The sequence below is a fragment of the Nitrobacter sp. JJSN genome, assembly GCF_051912485.1.
Lineage (GTDB): Bacteria > Pseudomonadota > Alphaproteobacteria > Rhizobiales > Xanthobacteraceae > Nitrobacter.
This window is the reverse complement of the sequence record NZ_CP196822.1, coordinates 675,496-691,761: the sequence shown is the minus strand read 5'-3', so window position 1 is coordinate 691,761 and position 16,266 is coordinate 675,496. Positions and strand designations below refer to the sequence as shown.

Here is a 16,266-nt window from a genome sequence, read left to right as displayed (position 1 = left end):
GGATTCGGGACACTCGTTTGTCCTTGCGGCGATTCATGAGCCGCCACGCGTCAAACCGATCTGGGTATGGGGCGGCCGGCGATCAAGCCATCCGCTGACCAAGACGGGGACTTGAGGCCCCCGGGAGTTACGGGTCCGGCAAAATGCCGCTGTCGGCGAGGACAAAACCGGCACCCGAACCGACAATCCGGCCCCTTGCACATCCGGAATATCCTCGCAACCCGGATTCGCCGGTTGCATCACAGCCCGGTACCGAGCTATTCGGAAGGCCAATCAAGGCCTATTGTCTGAGCCTTCGAATCAAAATGAGGACCGGGATGCCTTTCAAGTTAGACGACACGAAGTTTGCACTGGACGATCACGCCCCTTTCGGAAAACTTTGGGGCAGGCTTTTGATCGACGTAGTGGATTCCGATACAGATACGAGGCGGTCAATCCAACTCGAGGTTCTTCTGGAGAAGAGCGACAAGTTTCCCTTCTTTCATTATGAAAAATTGGCGCGGGCAGAAGCCAAGAAATTGCTGGGCACGGTCGCAGAGCAATTGTAGTTTTCCCGCCGTCCGTTGAACGCCAATAGCGCTCTTCGAAGCTTCGATAGGGCTATCGTTTTTTCGCGCGAAACCTTTCACAATCGGCCTCAACGAACGCGCCGCCTGTGCGTTGCCCAAGCGATTAACGCTTTTGGGCAACGTCGTTCTAGCTTTGCGAAGAAGACGCGCTAGTCCCGTCTTCTATTGCTATCCGGCCAGATTACTGTCGGTCATCATCGCTAACCGCAGATGCCGCTCGTACAGCATTGCCGATATGCCTGACTTTATCGAACGATCCGAACACGACACGTAGGCGTTCAACAAGCGCCACGTCAGTCTCATTTGAGTTCGTCGGATTAGCTTAACTCAGCGTTCATCAAAGCGGCAGCAAGCCTGCGTGTGCCGCGTACGCAATCCCCCCAAATCGTTGACTACATTTTTTGGCACGCGCAGATTTTGAACTGCGATCATGCTGTTTCTTTCGCAATCAAACGACATGCGGACTTTCGCTGCGGACTAGCGGCCAAAAGGGGTGACGACATGACAACGACACGGCGGACAGTTCTTTTGCAGGGCGGCGCGATCGGTGCCGGGCTCATCGCCGCGAATATGACAGCGATGCGCGCGCTCGCGGCACCCAAGGCACCTCCGATCCGGCGTTCGCTGCAAGGGCTTGCCTGGAACGACCCGATCGTTGCGACTTATCGCGATGCGGTCGGCATCATGAAGCAGAAGCCGGCCAATGATAAGTTCAACTGGGTGCAGCTCGCGAATTTTCACGGCAACATCAACACCGGATTCCGCTACTGCCCGCACGGCGACTGGTACTTCCTGCCGTGGCACCGCGCGTTCACGGCGATGTACGAACGCATCGTCCGGCATCTGACGAAGAACGACGACTTCGCCTTGCCCTACTGGGACTGGACGGCGAATCCAACGCTTCCCGAGGTATTCCTGCCGGAGAAGACTCCCGACGGAAAGACCAACTGGCTGCGCGTGAACGAGGACGGCAGGAAACGAACGTGGCCGCCGACCAAGCCGATGCCGTCAAACATCGTCGGACCCACGGTGCTCAAGACAATTCTCAACGCGTCGCCTTACGAGATCTTCGGAACGAGCCGGCCCGCCGGCCAGAATTCGCTCGATCCGTCCTGGATTACCGGCGGGGGCGGCGTCCAAGGCACGCTCGAAGCGACGCCGCACAACCAGGTCCACAACAACATCGGCGGCTGGATGCCAACGGCGGCATCGCCGCGCGATCCGATATTCTTCATGCACCATGGCAATATCGACCGGATATGGGCGCTCTGGAATCTCAAGCATGCGAACAGCACCGACCCGTTCTGGACCAACATGCCGTTTAAGGAAAACTTCCTCAATCCAGACGGATCATTCTGGTCGCCGAAAGTGTCCGACCTCTACGTTCCTGAAACGCTCGGTTACAGCTACGGCTTTAACGCACCAACGGCGGTGGCCTCAAACATCGCCCGAACGATGACTTTGGAGCGTTCGCTCAACACCATCCTCGGAGCACCGACTGCCGCCAACATCAATACCGACAAGGTCGCGACCGCCGTAGTTGAGAATACCGAGAGTGCGACACCCGAGGCGGCGCTGGCGCTCAAGATCAACGTGCCGAAGGCTGCCTTGCAAGGCGTCGTCCGGAGCGTTCCGGTCGGCTCGGGGTTCGAAACGATGGACTTCTCCGCTGCCCGCGAAGCATCGGCCCGCGGAAGCCGCGCGCTCGCCATTCTTCGTAATGTCGCCATCACCGATCCGAGCACCACGACGATCCACATCTATCTGGGTGACGAACCTGTCCCGGCCGATGCCTCCATGTCGGATCCCCGCTACGTCGGGAGCTTTGCCGTGCTCGATCACGGCGGGGGCGGCCACGGCGCCCATGGCGACCACGACCTTCCGTCCTTCGTCCTTGATCTCACCGACGCACTCCAGCGCGTCTATGGTTCGGCCGGAACCATCCCCAGTGCCATCGGATTGCAACTCTTGGTGGGCAACGAGACCGGAAACGGCAAGGCCGGCACTGCGACGCCGCGGCGCGTCGAGGTCGTCTTTGTTTCGGGATAGCATGCGGCGCAAGGGAAGACGGTGCCGAAAAAAACGAGCGATAGGTTGCGCGATTCGAGCTGCCTTCGTCGCTGTGGTGGTGCTGTCGACCATCGAGATGGCTGCGGCGGAGGACAATGACGTGCGTGCGAGCGTCAAAGCGCCAGCGCGGATCGCGGTTGCGCCCTCCCCCAATCCATCGCAGCGCGCAGCTGCGCGAATTGTCATTACGGTCACGGGTTTTACGCCCTCGACGAGCGGGCCGATCGAAGCTGTCGTACTGATCCCCTGCGGAACACAGGAGCGGGAGATCGGACGGTTCGGCATCTTCCCGCAGCAGTCCTTCACCGCGGGAAGAAACGCCAATGCACAGCGTTTCGGTTTTGCTTTGCCGGATGCCTGCGAAATGCCGTCGCAAGTCACTATTCGTGTTGAGCCGAGCGCAGGGGACGGCAGCGGCGCCGAACTCGTCATTGGTCGCGCCGAATTAGAATAGCTCCAGATCGGCTTAAGGCTTACGATGCGAGATCGATCAAAAAGGGCTCGTTGATACTCGCCGTCGCGAACTCGACCCGCTTAAAAGGATCTGCGCGATTTCGTTGCAAAGTCGATGCAACGACGCGCCCGACTTACCCATCCTCACGTGTTCGACACGGACTTTTGATCGACGATTTTGTCAAACAAGGTGCTTACCATCATCGCGACCTCGGTCCGGTTCCGGGCCTTCAGCTTGCGCATGATGTGCCGGATATGGACCTTCACGGTGCTTTCGCACATGCCGAGTTCGTAGGCGATCTGCTTGTTGGCCTTGCCGCGGCAGAGTGCTTCGACGACCATGATCTGGCGCGCGGTGAACAGCTGGCTTTCGCCATTACCGGAATTCAACGACGACATTACGCTGATCGGCACATACGTGCCACCCGCCTCGACCAACCGCACGGCTTCGACGGCGATACCAAGTGTCATACTGGTCGGAATATAGCCGCGCGCGCCACTCTCGATGGCCCGCATGATCCGTGAGCTATCCTCGACATCGGAGATGACGATCAGAGGCGCGCTCAAAGCGGCGCGCGTCAGGCTCTCGACGTCATCGGATTCGTTTAATGTTTTCTTTTGGCGGGTCTGAACACAGAGAAGGATGACGGAAGGTGTCGGATAGTCATCCTCGGTTTTCAACCAGTCCGACAAAGTGGCGAACGCGAAAACCTGATAACCGATATAAGCGGCCTGCAGACAATGCGCCAGACAGTCGCGAACAAGCGCACGATCGTCTATGATAACAATGATGTTTGCTGAAATCTTTGTCTCATCAGCAAATGAATCATCTGTTCCGTTGAAGCGTTTCGCGTTGCGACCACCGTGGTGGGAGTCCTGCATGGAGATTGACGAGAGGCCGGCCGCACCAGTTTTCTCAAGAGCCTGCCAAGGCGGCGCAACATCAGTCAGGCATGCGCGCGGAATAGCGTTTTGTAGGCCCGCTTGCGGTCGCGGCGGTGATGCCCCGCATGACGCACTTCCAACGTTCAACTGCGGCCGAGAAGCGAGTGGTGGATAAATTACCGGGACCGGATCAGCCCTTCGCGCGTTTTGATCTTTTTGCGCGGCACGTGAAATGAAATAATTAGACAAATGGGCGTTATAAAAATGATTTCGTTCACTCGCGCTCATTGGGTACCCCTACTCAACCCGTTTCGAACGCTGCTACGGACAGGGCGGTCCACCCTCCTGTCTAACCCTTCCGTCGTCAGCCAACAAAAGCACTTAATTCAGGCTGTCCCTACCTGAAGGTCATCAACCCTAGTAGATTTTTAGCTCTGGGAAAACATAAAATTATACGTGAATAAGGCGGTTCCATTTGAACCTTCAGGGCAGTTTGGCCGACGGGAGCGCCGCGATAAAGGCGTCGAAGGTATCAGTCCAGTTGCCCGTGACCGGATTGGATATCGAAGTCATGCTGCGCTCATCTCCGGTAAATGCACGTTCATCTGCCGACATCGCCTCCTGCCATGGCTCATATCCGATCGAGGCGACAGCCGCAGATCCGCAAAGACGTGAGGCCACCAGTGTTGCGCTGTAGCATCCGTACTGGAATTCACGCGGATGAGAGGTGCTGAGAGTCAGAGCGTCCTCGCCGATCAGATCCGCATCCATGCCCGTTATCGCTCCCCAGGCCTGTGATTGAACGACGCCCAGATCGTGATCCCGCAAGTTTCGGCTCTCGATCCGGGCGACGATGGTGATGAGCGTCAGCATGAAGCCGACGAGATAGGGATCGCGCCATGCGATGTCCGGAATGCCGTTCAGGGAGATGCGACTTCGTTCAACCAGTGGGCCGATCGTCGCCACCGCCGCTCGACGCCCTCGTCTGACTTCCGCCATTGTGACCGCCCAGCGCAGCATTTTTGCCTCCTCGACCAGATCCTGGCTGGCTCCTCCGCAGAGGGAGACTTGTCTTCGTCCCTATCCTACGCGACGATCGCGGCGCAGGACAGAATACTTGTTGGTCCGCCGCCGATACCTACTTAAGATTTTCGGCGCCCGTAACGTTGCAGGTGATGGACCTGCCCTTGCGTGCGATGCATGTCATGACCGCCAGTAACCTCCCTCCCAAGCCTGATTTCGCAGCGCTCGATGCCGCAGCGTCGGAATCGGCGGATCGCCGGACGACGATCCTGGCACTGATCGGGAACCTGGTCTTCAACTGGTCCAACAACGAAAGCCTGTTCATCTATGTCCTGATGCTGCTGCTGAAGGTCGATCAGGTTTCGGCTGCCATTGTGTTTGCGACCTTGAATACCACGCGGGCGAGGCTCGACCTCATCCAGCGGCTGGCGCGGATCAAGATCAAGGACAAGGCGCTCAGCAAGGAACTCGATCGCGTGATCGACCGCTTTAACGACGGCACGCACATCCGCAACGAATTCAATCACTGCATGTATACCGTCGACGGCAATGGCGCGATCTCCCAAACGCAATCGATGCGCCTGGTGCAAACCCGCAGCACCCTTCGATTCGGCGAAACCAAGCCGCTGGACGACGCACGCATCGAGGAAATGGCGGAAGCGGTGCGCGAAATGGCGCAGATCAACCGGGATATCTGGGATTTCCTGCCGCGGCTCGAAGCTCACTTGCGATAGCGGCAGCGACGGATCGCAGGCCGGTCGCTACGCCACCCCTGAGCCGAAGCCGTAAGTGACTACGCCTTTCGGCTGATAACGCTTCTCCTCAAGGCGGTCGCCAATGTCCCTAAGGGCAACTAGCCGCACTGTTGCCAATGGAGGAGCCTTCTGGTGCGAAATCGGCTTCTGAGTTGATCTCGCCGCCGGCAGAACCGGCGTATCAAACGGCATCGCTTCCCGGCAAGGCCGCTGACGTAGAAGATTGGCGCGCTTTCGTCGCGACGATGCTCCTCCCGACAGGAGCCCATTATGGGTAAGCACGATCACAAGCACGACGACGATCCCACGCAGGCTCAGGGCCAGGCGCAAGGCAATCTGCAGGGCCAGCTTCAGGCTCAGGCCAATCTGCAGGGCCAGCTTCAGGGTCAAGGCCAGGGTCAAGGTCAGGGTCAAGGTCAGGGACAGGGACAGGATCAGACCCAGACCGCCGCTCAGTCGCTCTATTCAGCCAGCGACAATCTGAACGGTAACGGCAACCTGAACGGTAACGGTAACTGGAACGGAAACGGAAACGACAACAGTAACAGCAACGATAACAGCAATAGCAACAGCAACAGCGATTCCAACAGCCTCAGCAATTCGCTGAGCAACAGCGACACCAATCATCTGGACAATAGCATCCAGAACACCGTCGACAACCATGTCAACGTGTGCGTCAACGTCGACCTCAACCTCGACGCCAACAGCCTTAGCCACCCGGTCATCGACCTTCACGACCTGACCACCACTGACTCACTGGTCATGCCGGAGGTTGTCTACCAGACGCTGAACGGCGGCGGGAATCAGTTCAATATCGACCAGGTCAACAATCTGATACAGCACAATGACGTCTCGGATGCCTCGGTGTCATTCAGCGGAAGCCCGAGCGACTATTTGGATCCGAGCAGCGGCGCCTCCTTCCACATGGATGCGCATGATGTCCATGGTGGCGCGGTCTCGGCCGGCGGAATGGGCAACCTCGATCACGGCAGCAGCGGCATCAACGCCGACGCAGCGGTAACGCAGTCGGCCTTCAACCAGACCATCACCCTGGGCGCCAATATCCAGTTCAACAGCCAGACGATCACTGCCGGTCACGACTTCCAAGATGATCATCACACCGGCTAACCTCCCTTTTCGGGCCTGCGCGGCAACCACCGCGCAGGTTTTTTTAGACTGACCAGTACTGCTCCGGAATTCTGAAACTGCGATGGGCGCTCGCGGAATGGGGACGTTTTGCGTGCCTGAAAGCAGGAGGCTCCCATGATGCCCGGCGGCATAACCGAGATCATCTGGCATTTCGCAGGATATCTTAAGATCTTCGACGACATCGCACGCTTCCGCATCATTCCCGACGAAGGCGACTATCGCTCCGATACCGAGGACTATACGAGCCATCGGCCTCAATTCGCGCTCACGCCCGCCGACGACGATATGGACAGCCGTCCTGTCGCCATGCCGGATGGAGACCCGGTGATAGACGAGCCCAATCACCGCCTGCCTCTTTCACACCTCCATCCCACACTAGACGTCAACCTTGATCGGTTTGCGCCGGCGCCTACTCTCGGCCCACCGTTGCCGATCTCCGTCGGTAGCGGCGGCGGTGGCGGTAGCGATGTCATTAGGATTGTCTACCAGGAAGGCGGCGAGCAGAGCGAAATCCAGACGCATCAATTCAACAATATGTACAATGACGATGCACTGGTCGGGACACACGATACGAATCTTCTGATGACACTGGAGACAGAAGCCGACCATGCGATTGCCCGGATGATCGCCGGCGCCGATGCGGCACTGCCAACCGACTGGTACGCACCGCAGCATACCGATGCACTTCCGGCTTTCGTCGCCGCGCACGATCAGGCCTGGGCCGATCGCGACGGCATGGCCGATCCGCACTCGGTCACGCCCGGATACTACCTGAACGGCGTGCTGCAGGATCCCGCGCCGACACCGCCCGATCAGCTTCCCGCTCCCACACCGACACCGGTACCTGACCTCGGCCATGGTCTGGGGCAGTGGGCACTCGACGGCGGCAATACTGCCAGCAATGGCGCCTACATCGTCGATCTGACGGATTCGGCGCGAACGATGCTCGTGATGGGCGACTCTTTCAAGACCAATGCGATCTTCCAGACCAATTCGTATATGGACAACGATCACGTCACGGTCGGAGGATTCGGAGCCAATATCACGACCGGCGGCGATCAGGCCACGAACATCGCGGACTTCGTCCAGCATCCGGGCGTCTATGAAACCATGCCGAGCTACTTTGCCGGCCCGGACTGGTCCGTCGATGTCGTGCATGGCGACTACTTCAACGTTCGAGCGCTGGTTCAGAGCAATTATCTCTCTGACAACAACGTCACGATGCAGAGCAGCTCGAGCACGCATTATGAAGTTCACGCCGGCCAGAACGAGCTCGGCAACTACGTGCTGATCAACGACGGCGATTTCAACTACGACCTGATCGTCGTCGGCGGCAGCTATCACGGCATGAACGTGGTCTTCCAAAACAACATTCTCTACAACAACGATACCGTCCAGATCACGGGCGACGGGATCAATACGAATCAAACAGTTTCCACCGGCAACAATCAGCTTACCAACACAGCAACGATCGAGAACTACGGCGGCGACAAAACCCTGCCGTGGAATTCCGACCTTGACAATCTCATCCACAATATTTCGGGCGGAGCAACAGAGCTCGACCCCTCGTTCGGGCAATTGATCGCTGGCAACGGTGGCACCTTCCATATCCTTTATGTCACCGGCGACTACTATGACGTCAACGCGATCTGGCAGACCAATATCGTTTCCAACGCGAACATGGCGCTTCAACTCCAGGAATCCCCGTCGGCTGTCACGGCCGGTTACTACGGCGACAGCATGGCGACCCAAAACGTCTCCACGGGAAGCAACGTTCTCAGCAACGATGCGGCCATCGTCGACGTTGGAAACACCAACACCCATGTCAACGGACAGGTCTATGGCGATACCATCCTGGTCCAGGCCAATCTTGTGAACCAGGATTCGGATCACGTCACTCAAACGAATCCCCAAGCCCTCGTCCCTGAGGTGATCGCTTTTGTCGGGCAGGACGACGCGACCAACAATTCAGATCCGCAGCATCACCCAACCACGACGCTTCCGCACGACGACCCCATGGCCGGCGTGCTCCACTAAATTGGACCCAGAATCGAAGCTTGTTGGTTGAGGAGAGCGACGATGAGTCTGAGCGACGATCAAATCATTGCCAATCCGTCGGCGGATTCAGGCGATCGCTATTCGAGGGACGCTCTCATAGGGCAGGTCAGAAAACTGACGCAGAAACTATGGCGAAATCCGTTTGAGAAGCCAGCCGAGACGCTCGACGCACGAACAGAACAAATGCCCATTCCGCCAAACCGTAATGGAGCCGAGACTCCTTTGGCACCAGCGAACGGGCATAATCTTAACGGCAAGGGCAATCTCAATGGTGGCGGCGGCGGCGGTGGCGGTGGCACTCCGCAGTTGCACAAGCGGTCCGGCGACAACGAATTTCGGGACGTCCTCGGCAAGGGACTGGCTGCCGCACGGCATAATCTCGTCACCGTCGGCATTTTCTCGCTTGTCGTGAATCTTCTCGTTCTTTCCATCCCTATCTATCTTTTCAACATGTCGGATCGGGTGCTGACCAGCCGAAGCGTCGACACGTTGATCATGCTGTCGTCGATCGTCATTCTGGCTATCGGAGCTCATGTCGTGATGGATATGTTGCGCCGCTTTATCCTGATGAGGATCGCCGTCGAAACTGAAGCTCGTTTGGGCGGTCCCGTGCTGAGTGCGGCTGCAAAAGCGGCACAAAGCGGCTCAAGCCGGGAATTTCAGACGCTCGCCGACCTACAGCATTTGCGCGCGTTCATCACAGGCCCAGTCCTGCTGACGATCTTCGATGCTCCGGTGACACCCGCTTATCTCGCTGTTGTGTTCCTGATCCACCCGCAACTCGGGCTGATCGTCCTGGGCTCAAGCATGTCGCTGATTGGGGTCGCGCTCATCAACCAGCGCGTGACCGCGATACCCTTCACGCGAGCGAATGCCTTCGGAACCCGCGCCAACCTCCAAGCGGAGGCGATGGCGCGCAACGCCCAGGTTATCAACGCGATGGGCATGATTCCGGAAGGCGTCCAGGTCTGGGGACAGGAGACGGTGGAATCGCTCAAGGCTCAGGTCGCCGGCCACGACCTCAACATCATCATGACCGGCATTTCGAAGTTCCTGCGTCTGGGCACCCAGATTACCATTCTCGGATGGGGCGCCTACCTCGCACTGGAAAGCGAATTGACCGGGGGCATGATCATCGCGGCATCGATCGTCGCCAGCCGCGCCCTGGCTCCCCTGGAAGGCACAATCGAAGGATGGCGTCACTTCGTGCAGGCGCGTTCGGCCTACAGCCGTATCAAGACCCTGCTTCAAAACTCGCCACTCAACCTCGAACGTTTGCGATTGCCGCGTCCGGAGGGTCGCCTCAGCGTCGAACGTATCCTCTACGTCCCTCCCCCGAACAAGAAGGTGATCCTCAACGGCATCAGCTTCCAGCTTGAACCCGGCGAGTCCCTCGCTATCGTGGGACCATCGGGCACTGGAAAGACCATGCTGGCGCGAATGCTGGTCGGCTCCATTATTCCGACCGCCGGAAATGTCCGATTGGACATGATGGACCTGCGCAATTGGGACCCGCGCCAGTTCGGCGAAAGCGTCGGCTATCTGCCACAGGAAGTTCAACTGTTTCCGGCATCAATCAAGGCGAACATCGCGCGCATGCGCTCTGACGCGATCGACGAAGACATCTTCGATGCCGCTGAAACCGCCGACGTGCATGAAATGATTTCGGAGCTCGCCCAAGGCTATGAAACCGTGATCGGCATGGATGGCAGCCCTTTGTCGGGCGGGCAGCGGCAGCGGATCGGCCTTGCGCGGGCCTTCTACGGCAATCCGCGATTGATTGTGCTTGATGAGCCGAACGCAAATCTCGACGCAAACGGCGAACGCGCCTTGGCGAAGGCACTGGTGCGCGCCAAGGAAAAGCGGATGACGGTCGTCACCATCACGCAACGGCCGGCGCTTTTGCAGAGCGTCGACAAGATCATGATTCTGCAGAATGGCTCCGTGCAGGCGTTCGGAACGCGCGACGAGGTGATCCCGATGGTGACGGGCCGCAAACCCAGCGCTTCGGCGCCGCCAATGCTCGACGCCTGATCGGGCGAGACAAACAGACACGAGCCTGGAGAGGCGACCATGAGCACGACAATGATAGGCGATCAGCCCTGGCACGCCGATCTGCCACGCTCGACACGCGGCCTTACCGTGGCGGGCATATTGGTTATTGCGGCGACGGTCATGGGATTCGGAGTCTGGGGCGGTACTGCACCGATCGCGGGTGCAGTCGTCGCATCGGGCGTGTTTGTGGCTACCGGCCAGAACAAGACGATCCAGCACCTCGAAGGTGGCATGATCCGCGACATCATGGTTCACGAGGGCGACACCGTCGAAGCGGGTCAGATTCTGGTCGAACTGGACCAGACCACCTCAAAAGCCGAGATGCAGCGGCTGTTCCTTCGCAACGCGCGGCTCACGGCAGTCGATGCCCGCCTGCAGGCACAAGTTCGCGAGGAAGCGGAAGTTCACTTCCCGCCTGAACTGACCGCAGATTCAAAGGATCCGCAAATACGCACCATCGTCAGTTCCCAGCTTCTTGCCTTCACCGCTCAGCGCAACAATACCAACAGCGAAATTGCCGGAATTGAGGATAGTATCAAGGCCCTGAACGAGCGCATCACCGGATCCAAGGTTCAACTCGAAGGCGTGCGGCGTCAGATCGCGCTCGTCGAAGAGGATATCAAGACCAAGGAACATCTCCTGGCCGCCGGCCTCGTACGCAAGCCGGATGTTCTTCTTCTGCAACGGAACCAGGCCAATCTCGAGGGCGAGGTCGGCCGTATCATGGGCGATATCGGCGACTCCAAGGAACGGATCGCTCGGGCGGTTGAGCAAATCAACGGCGTGCGGAAGACCGCTATCAAGACCGCGGTCGAGCAAATGCACGAAATACGCGGCGAGATGGTCGATGTCCGCGAGCGGATGCTGAGCGCAAATGGCGTTCTCGACCGCACAACGATCCGGGCGCCGGTCAAAGGCGTCGTCGTCAAATTGCGATTCCATACGCGCGGCGGGGTGGTCGAGCCGGGCAAGCCCATCATGGAGCTGCTGCCGCTCAACGAGCCATTGATCATCGAGGCCCGGGTCAGGCCGCAGGATATCGACTCGGTCAAGCAGGGTCAGGAAGCCATGGTTCGGCTGACGGCGCTCAGCCAGCGCGTCACACCAATGGTTTCGGGCGACGTCATCTACCTCTCGGCCGATACCGTTGCCGACGAGAAAAAATCTCAACAGACCGGGCCGAGCGACATCTATGTCATTCGCGTGAGGCTTCACAATTCGGAAGTTGCGGCAATCCACGGTTTCAATCCGACGCCCGGCATGCCAGCCGAAGTTTTCGTCAAGACCAGCGAACGGACCTTCTTTCAGTACATCATGAAGCCAATCGAGGACAGCATGTCCCGGGCATTTCGCGAGCGGTAGAAAGGCAAATTTGAACAAGAACGGACGGAATCAACCAGGCTGCGAGGATTCTCTTTGTCACCGCGCGAAGCGGGTTGCAATCCTGGTGGGAGACTCGATATGCGGACGCTTGCAGACATACTGAAAAAGGCGACGCAGTTGCATCAAGCCGGAAAACTGGAGCAGGCCGCGCGCGGATATCGCGGATATCGCCGGATTCTGAAGATCGATCCCCGCAACGAGGACACCCTGCATCGGTACGGCCAGCTCCTTGCTCGCAAGGGTGACCACGGAGCGGCGAAACGTATGTTCGAGTTGCTTACTCTGGTAAGGACCGACAGCTATAAGCCGTGGCTTCTGCTCGGGCAATCCTGCGAAGCTCTGGGCCAATTCCTCGATGCCGCCAATGCGTACCGGGAGGTGGTCCGGTGCAGCCTGCCGTTCCCGGCATTTTCAGCACGCTCGCGAACGTCTCGATCAAGGCCGGACGTATCGAAGATGCACATAAGGCCCTCGTGGCTGGCTTCGAAGTCGTGACCACAGATATCGCAGCCGGAGCATCGCTCAGCGTTCACTGAACGAACAGACCATTGGCGCTTCGACGACCGCAGCACCAAGCCTTTCGGATTCGATCGCGGCTCTCTCCTTAAACGACCTATCTGCCCGGAACGGGAATTTGCCCCGGCAAGCCGCTCGAAACAGGCACCGGGCCTGCGGGCCGGGACGCCCCCTCCGCCGAAACACACTTCCGGAAGATCCCTCGAAAACGCTACACTTGCGTCACCGGCAGGGGTACTGAGTTGGTCGTAGCGATGAAGCGGGTTTCGCTTCGGTGCGGCCTCGACTAGATATCAACTTGGGCCGCTCCCGCGGATCAATTCCGGTACGAAACCATCCACCGCCTTCGCTCCGTGCGAGCGTCACTGCGAGTCGAGGTCATTTGGTGAGGACACTTATAATCGACAACTACGATTCATTTACCTACAACCTGGTGCATCTAATCGCAGATATTAATCAGGAAGAGCCGCTCGTCGTCCGCAACGATACAGCGACCTGGGACGAACTCTCCAGGAGACGCTTCGATAATATCATCATCTCACCGGGACCAGGACGACCGGACCGGGTTGCAGATTTTGGTTTATGTAAATCTGCCATCGAAGCGGCCGCAGTTCCCTTGCTTGGTGTGTGTTTGGGACATCAGGGCATTGCTATTGCGGCAGGTGCGTCACTGGAGCGAGCTCCATCTCTAGTCCACGGACGCACGTCCAGGATCATGCACCAGGGCTCTGACCTCTTCGCGGGCATGCCGCCGTCGTTCAACGCCGCGCGCTATCATTCGTTTGTTGTCCGGCGCCCCCTCCCGTCCACCCTTGAGGAAATTGCCTGGACCGAAGATGGCCTTGTCATGGGCATCACTCGTCGCGGTCGGCCGCAATGGGGTGTTCAGTTTCACCCGGAATCAATTCTGACAGAAAATGGTCGCATCTTACTGCGCAATTTTCGCGACCTGTCGTTTCGCGCCTCGGACAGAACATCAACGCCACCCCCGGCCCGTGCGGACAAACGACGCGCACCGGTACCTACCGCAGCGACTCGCAAGGCATTCTGGCTCGAAATCCCGCGTGCGATCGATACCGAAGCGGTGTTCTGCTCGCTCTTTGCCGACCAACCCTTCGCCTTCTGGCTCGACAGCAGTCTTGCCGGGTCGGCGCTGGCGCAATGGTCTTACATGGGAGATGCATCGGGTCCACATGCGGCGACGGTCCAGTATCGTAGCCACGGCCGAACGATCATGGTCGATGATGCTCACGGTCTGCGAACAGAGAACGTCGATATATTCGAATATCTTCAAAGGGAGCATCCCGCCCGGCCGCAGTCAGCGCCGCCATGCCCTTTCATCGGTGGGCATGTCGGCTGGTTTGGTTACGAGCTGCGACACGACTGTGGCTCGCCGACGACGCGGCATGCTGCAACACCCGACGCATTGTTGATCCATTCGGACCGATTCATCGCCGTCAACCATCTGGACGGGAAAACTTATGTCTGCGCCATCGACAGCCCTGACGAAGCCGATCGCGCGCAGCATTGGATTCACTCGACACTCCAGCGGATCGAATCGGCACACAGCCCGCCTATGGAATTACCTCCCGCGGCCGATCGGAATCCGCTTGAGTTCCTCATGAGGGACGGAAAGAATAGCTATCGTTCCAAGGTCGCGCGCTGTCTCGACTTGATCGCACAAGGCGAGACTTATCAGGTCTGTTTGACCAACGAGCTTTCCTGTGCCGCTACAGTCGAACCTCTGCTGGTTTATCGCACAATGAGGCGCGTCAATCCCGCTCCGTTTGCGGCTTTTCTCAAATGGCCTGGCGGGGCCGTCCTTAGCGCGTCGCCCGAACGATTCCTTGCAGTCGATACCGACGGCAACATCGAAACAAAGCCGATAAAAGGAACGATCCGGCGCGATGCCGACCCACTTGAAGACAAGAGGCTGGTCGAATTGTTGCGAGCTAGTCGAAAAAACCGGGCCGAGAACGGGATGATCGTCGATCTGCTCCGCCACGATCTATCGCGCTGTTGCGAGACCGGAACTGTATCCGTGCCAAAGTTGTTTGACGTCGAAACGTATCAGACGGTCCACCAATTGGTAAGTACCGTACGTGGCACGCTGAAGCCGGAACACACGCTCTTTGACTTGCTGCGCAGCGGCGGATTTCCGGGAGGATCGATGACCGGCGCGCCAAAATCTCGGACCCTGGAGCATATCGATCAGTTGGAACAGCGTGCCCGCGGCATTTATTCTGGTTCGCTTGGCTGGCTGGGTGACGATGGCGTTGCCGATCTGAGCATCGTTATCCGATCCATCGTATCGGCTGACGGACGCTTCTCGATCGGTGTGGGAGGTGGAGTCGTCGCAGACTCCACACCCGACGGGGAGTTTGAGGAAATGCTCTTGAAGGCTGAGGCTTCGATCAAATCGATCGTCATTGCAGCATTTGGAAGCTTTAGTGATGGTCACTATCACATCGTGGACTCCAGCGATGGCATGGCTTTCCAAGCTGAGCCAATTTCAGGGTAGCGTCGGTCCCGTCGTTCCGCAGCCAATCGCTGCTTGACCATGACCACATACGCGAAGAACCCGGACGGTGGTGGCGCGCGCCATCCAATTGTTCGCAAGGCATCGTTGTTTCATTGGTTCAGAACAACCACAACGCCGGTGACCACCGGCTTATGTGCTTGTAGGGAGCTGGAAGTTGAATCGCTCCAGTCAGCAAGGCTGACGACTTTTCCGGCTTGTGTATCTTCTTCCGCTGGCTCGGCCACCTCCAGAACCTTCAGCCCGCTCTCATCGAGGAAGAAGGTGTGGTCACCGAACAACTCAACCAACTGGCCAACTGCTGGATGATCGTCAGGCAGGACGCGTGCATCCATCTGGGTCAAAGTCTGTTTTACTTGCGTGGCATTGAGTTTCATAACTGCACCCCGTTTTTGGATCAGGTGGTTCGCGTCGTGAACACGGTCAGAACGCCATCCTTGTCGACGTTGACGGCGACAACTTGCGCGGTAATTCGCCCCTTCGCTTTCAGTGCAGAGACCGCTTCGGGAGTCTCATCGATTATTCTGCGGAGCGACTGCAGTTCGTCTTGTTTCATGCTTGCGAGAAGTGCGTCTACTTTTCCGCGCAAGTCTGATTGTAGGTCTTCGATATCGATGACCTGAATACTGTGAATTGTATTATCGTTCTGTTCCGCTTGCGTGTCAGTGCTTGTCGGCCTCGGCGAACCCTGCGCAGGCGCCAATACCGGTGTTCCTATGGCGAGCAACGCAACGACAACTGGCGTGGTCCATGTTCGCATCATCGTTCCTTCCGCAGTTGTTGCAGTCGCTTCGATCTAGCGTCGGACGAT

Annotated in this window: 14 protein-coding genes; 10 read left to right on the top strand and 4 right to left on the bottom strand. The window is 58.2% G+C overall.

Translation table 11 applies throughout. The features are described from left to right. Nucleotides 1-317: 317 nt before the first annotated feature. The 3 genes from ACSZOQ_RS03540 to ACSZOQ_RS03530 all read left to right on the top strand — a co-directional run bounded on the left by ACSZOQ_RS03540 (nt 318) and on the right by ACSZOQ_RS03530 (nt 3,093). On the top strand, nt 318-548 hold the full coding sequence (locus tag ACSZOQ_RS03540) for a hypothetical protein (RefSeq protein ID WP_439924656.1): 231 nt from the start codon (nt 318-320) through the stop codon (nt 546-548). Nucleotides 549-1,070: 522 nt separating this feature from the next. Next, nucleotides 1,071-2,618 (top strand): tyrosinase family protein, encoded by a 1,548-nt coding sequence (locus tag ACSZOQ_RS03535; protein ID WP_439924655.1) that lies wholly within the window; start codon nt 1,071-1,073, stop codon nt 2,616-2,618. 73 nt (nt 2,619-2,691) lie between these two features. Beyond that, nucleotides 2,692-3,093, top strand: coding sequence for a hypothetical protein (locus ACSZOQ_RS03530; protein WP_439924654.1), 402 nt, complete (start codon nt 2,692-2,694; stop codon nt 3,091-3,093). A 143-nt stretch (nt 3,094-3,236) separates the two neighbouring features. Here the strand turns inward: ACSZOQ_RS03530 and ACSZOQ_RS03525 are convergent, their stop codons facing one another. Both ACSZOQ_RS03525 and ACSZOQ_RS03520 read right to left on the bottom strand, forming a co-directional pair. Then, the gene (locus ACSZOQ_RS03525; RefSeq protein ID WP_439924653.1) at nt 3,237-4,265 is read right to left on the bottom strand and encodes a response regulator transcription factor; all 1,029 of its coding nucleotides are present in this window, start codon (nt 4,263-4,265) and stop codon (nt 3,237-3,239) included. Between the two features lie 195 nt (nt 4,266-4,460). Beyond that, nucleotides 4,461-4,997, bottom strand: coding sequence for a hypothetical protein (locus ACSZOQ_RS03520; RefSeq protein WP_439924652.1), 537 nt, complete (start codon nt 4,995-4,997; stop codon nt 4,461-4,463). Nucleotides 4,998-5,182: 185 nt separating this feature from the next. Here ACSZOQ_RS03520 and ACSZOQ_RS03515 point away from each other — a divergent pair, with 185 nt between their 5' ends. The 7 genes from ACSZOQ_RS03515 (at nt 5,183) to pabB (ending at nt 15,437) form a co-directional block, all read left to right on the top strand. Then, complete coding sequence (locus tag ACSZOQ_RS03515; protein WP_439924651.1) at nt 5,183-5,734, top strand: hypothetical protein; 552 nt, start codon at nt 5,183-5,185, stop codon at nt 5,732-5,734. Nucleotides 5,735-6,025: 291 nt separating this feature from the next. Further along, nucleotides 6,026-6,883 (top strand): hypothetical protein, encoded by an 858-nt coding sequence (locus ACSZOQ_RS03510; protein ID WP_439924650.1) that lies wholly within the window; start codon nt 6,026-6,028, stop codon nt 6,881-6,883. Nucleotides 6,884-7,021: 138 nt separating this feature from the next. Continuing rightward, nucleotides 7,022-8,941, top strand: a complete 1,920-nt coding sequence (locus tag ACSZOQ_RS03505; RefSeq protein WP_439924649.1) for a hypothetical protein — start codon at nt 7,022-7,024, stop codon at nt 8,939-8,941. Between the two features lie 42 nt (nt 8,942-8,983). Continuing rightward, complete coding sequence (locus tag ACSZOQ_RS03500) at nt 8,984-10,996, top strand: type I secretion system permease/ATPase (protein ID WP_439924648.1); 2,013 nt, start codon at nt 8,984-8,986, stop codon at nt 10,994-10,996. A gap of 39 nt (nt 10,997-11,035) precedes the next feature. Next, nucleotides 11,036-12,379, top strand: a complete 1,344-nt coding sequence (locus tag ACSZOQ_RS03495; protein WP_439924647.1) for an HlyD family type I secretion periplasmic adaptor subunit — start codon at nt 11,036-11,038, stop codon at nt 12,377-12,379. Nucleotides 12,380-12,478: 99 nt separating this feature from the next. Then, nucleotides 12,479-12,895: a hypothetical protein gene (locus tag ACSZOQ_RS03490; protein ID WP_439924646.1), complete on the top strand. Its 417-nt coding sequence runs from the start codon at nt 12,479-12,481 to the stop codon at nt 12,893-12,895. A 406-nt stretch (nt 12,896-13,301) separates the two neighbouring features. Continuing rightward, nucleotides 13,302-15,437 (top strand): aminodeoxychorismate synthase component I, encoded by a 2,136-nt coding sequence (pabB, locus tag ACSZOQ_RS03485; protein WP_439925941.1) that lies wholly within the window; start codon nt 13,302-13,304, stop codon nt 15,435-15,437. Between the two features lie 110 nt (nt 15,438-15,547). Here pabB and ACSZOQ_RS03480 read toward each other — a convergent pair whose 3' ends face one another. Beyond that, entirely contained in the window at nt 15,548-15,832 is a 285-nt protein-coding gene (locus ACSZOQ_RS03480; protein WP_439924645.1) for a hypothetical protein, read from the bottom strand. A 20-nt stretch (nt 15,833-15,852) separates the two neighbouring features. Further along, a complete protein-coding gene (locus ACSZOQ_RS03475; protein ID WP_439924643.1) occupies nt 15,853-16,215 on the bottom strand; it encodes a hypothetical protein in 363 nt (120 codons plus the stop codon). Nucleotides 16,216-16,266 lie beyond the last annotated feature (51 nt).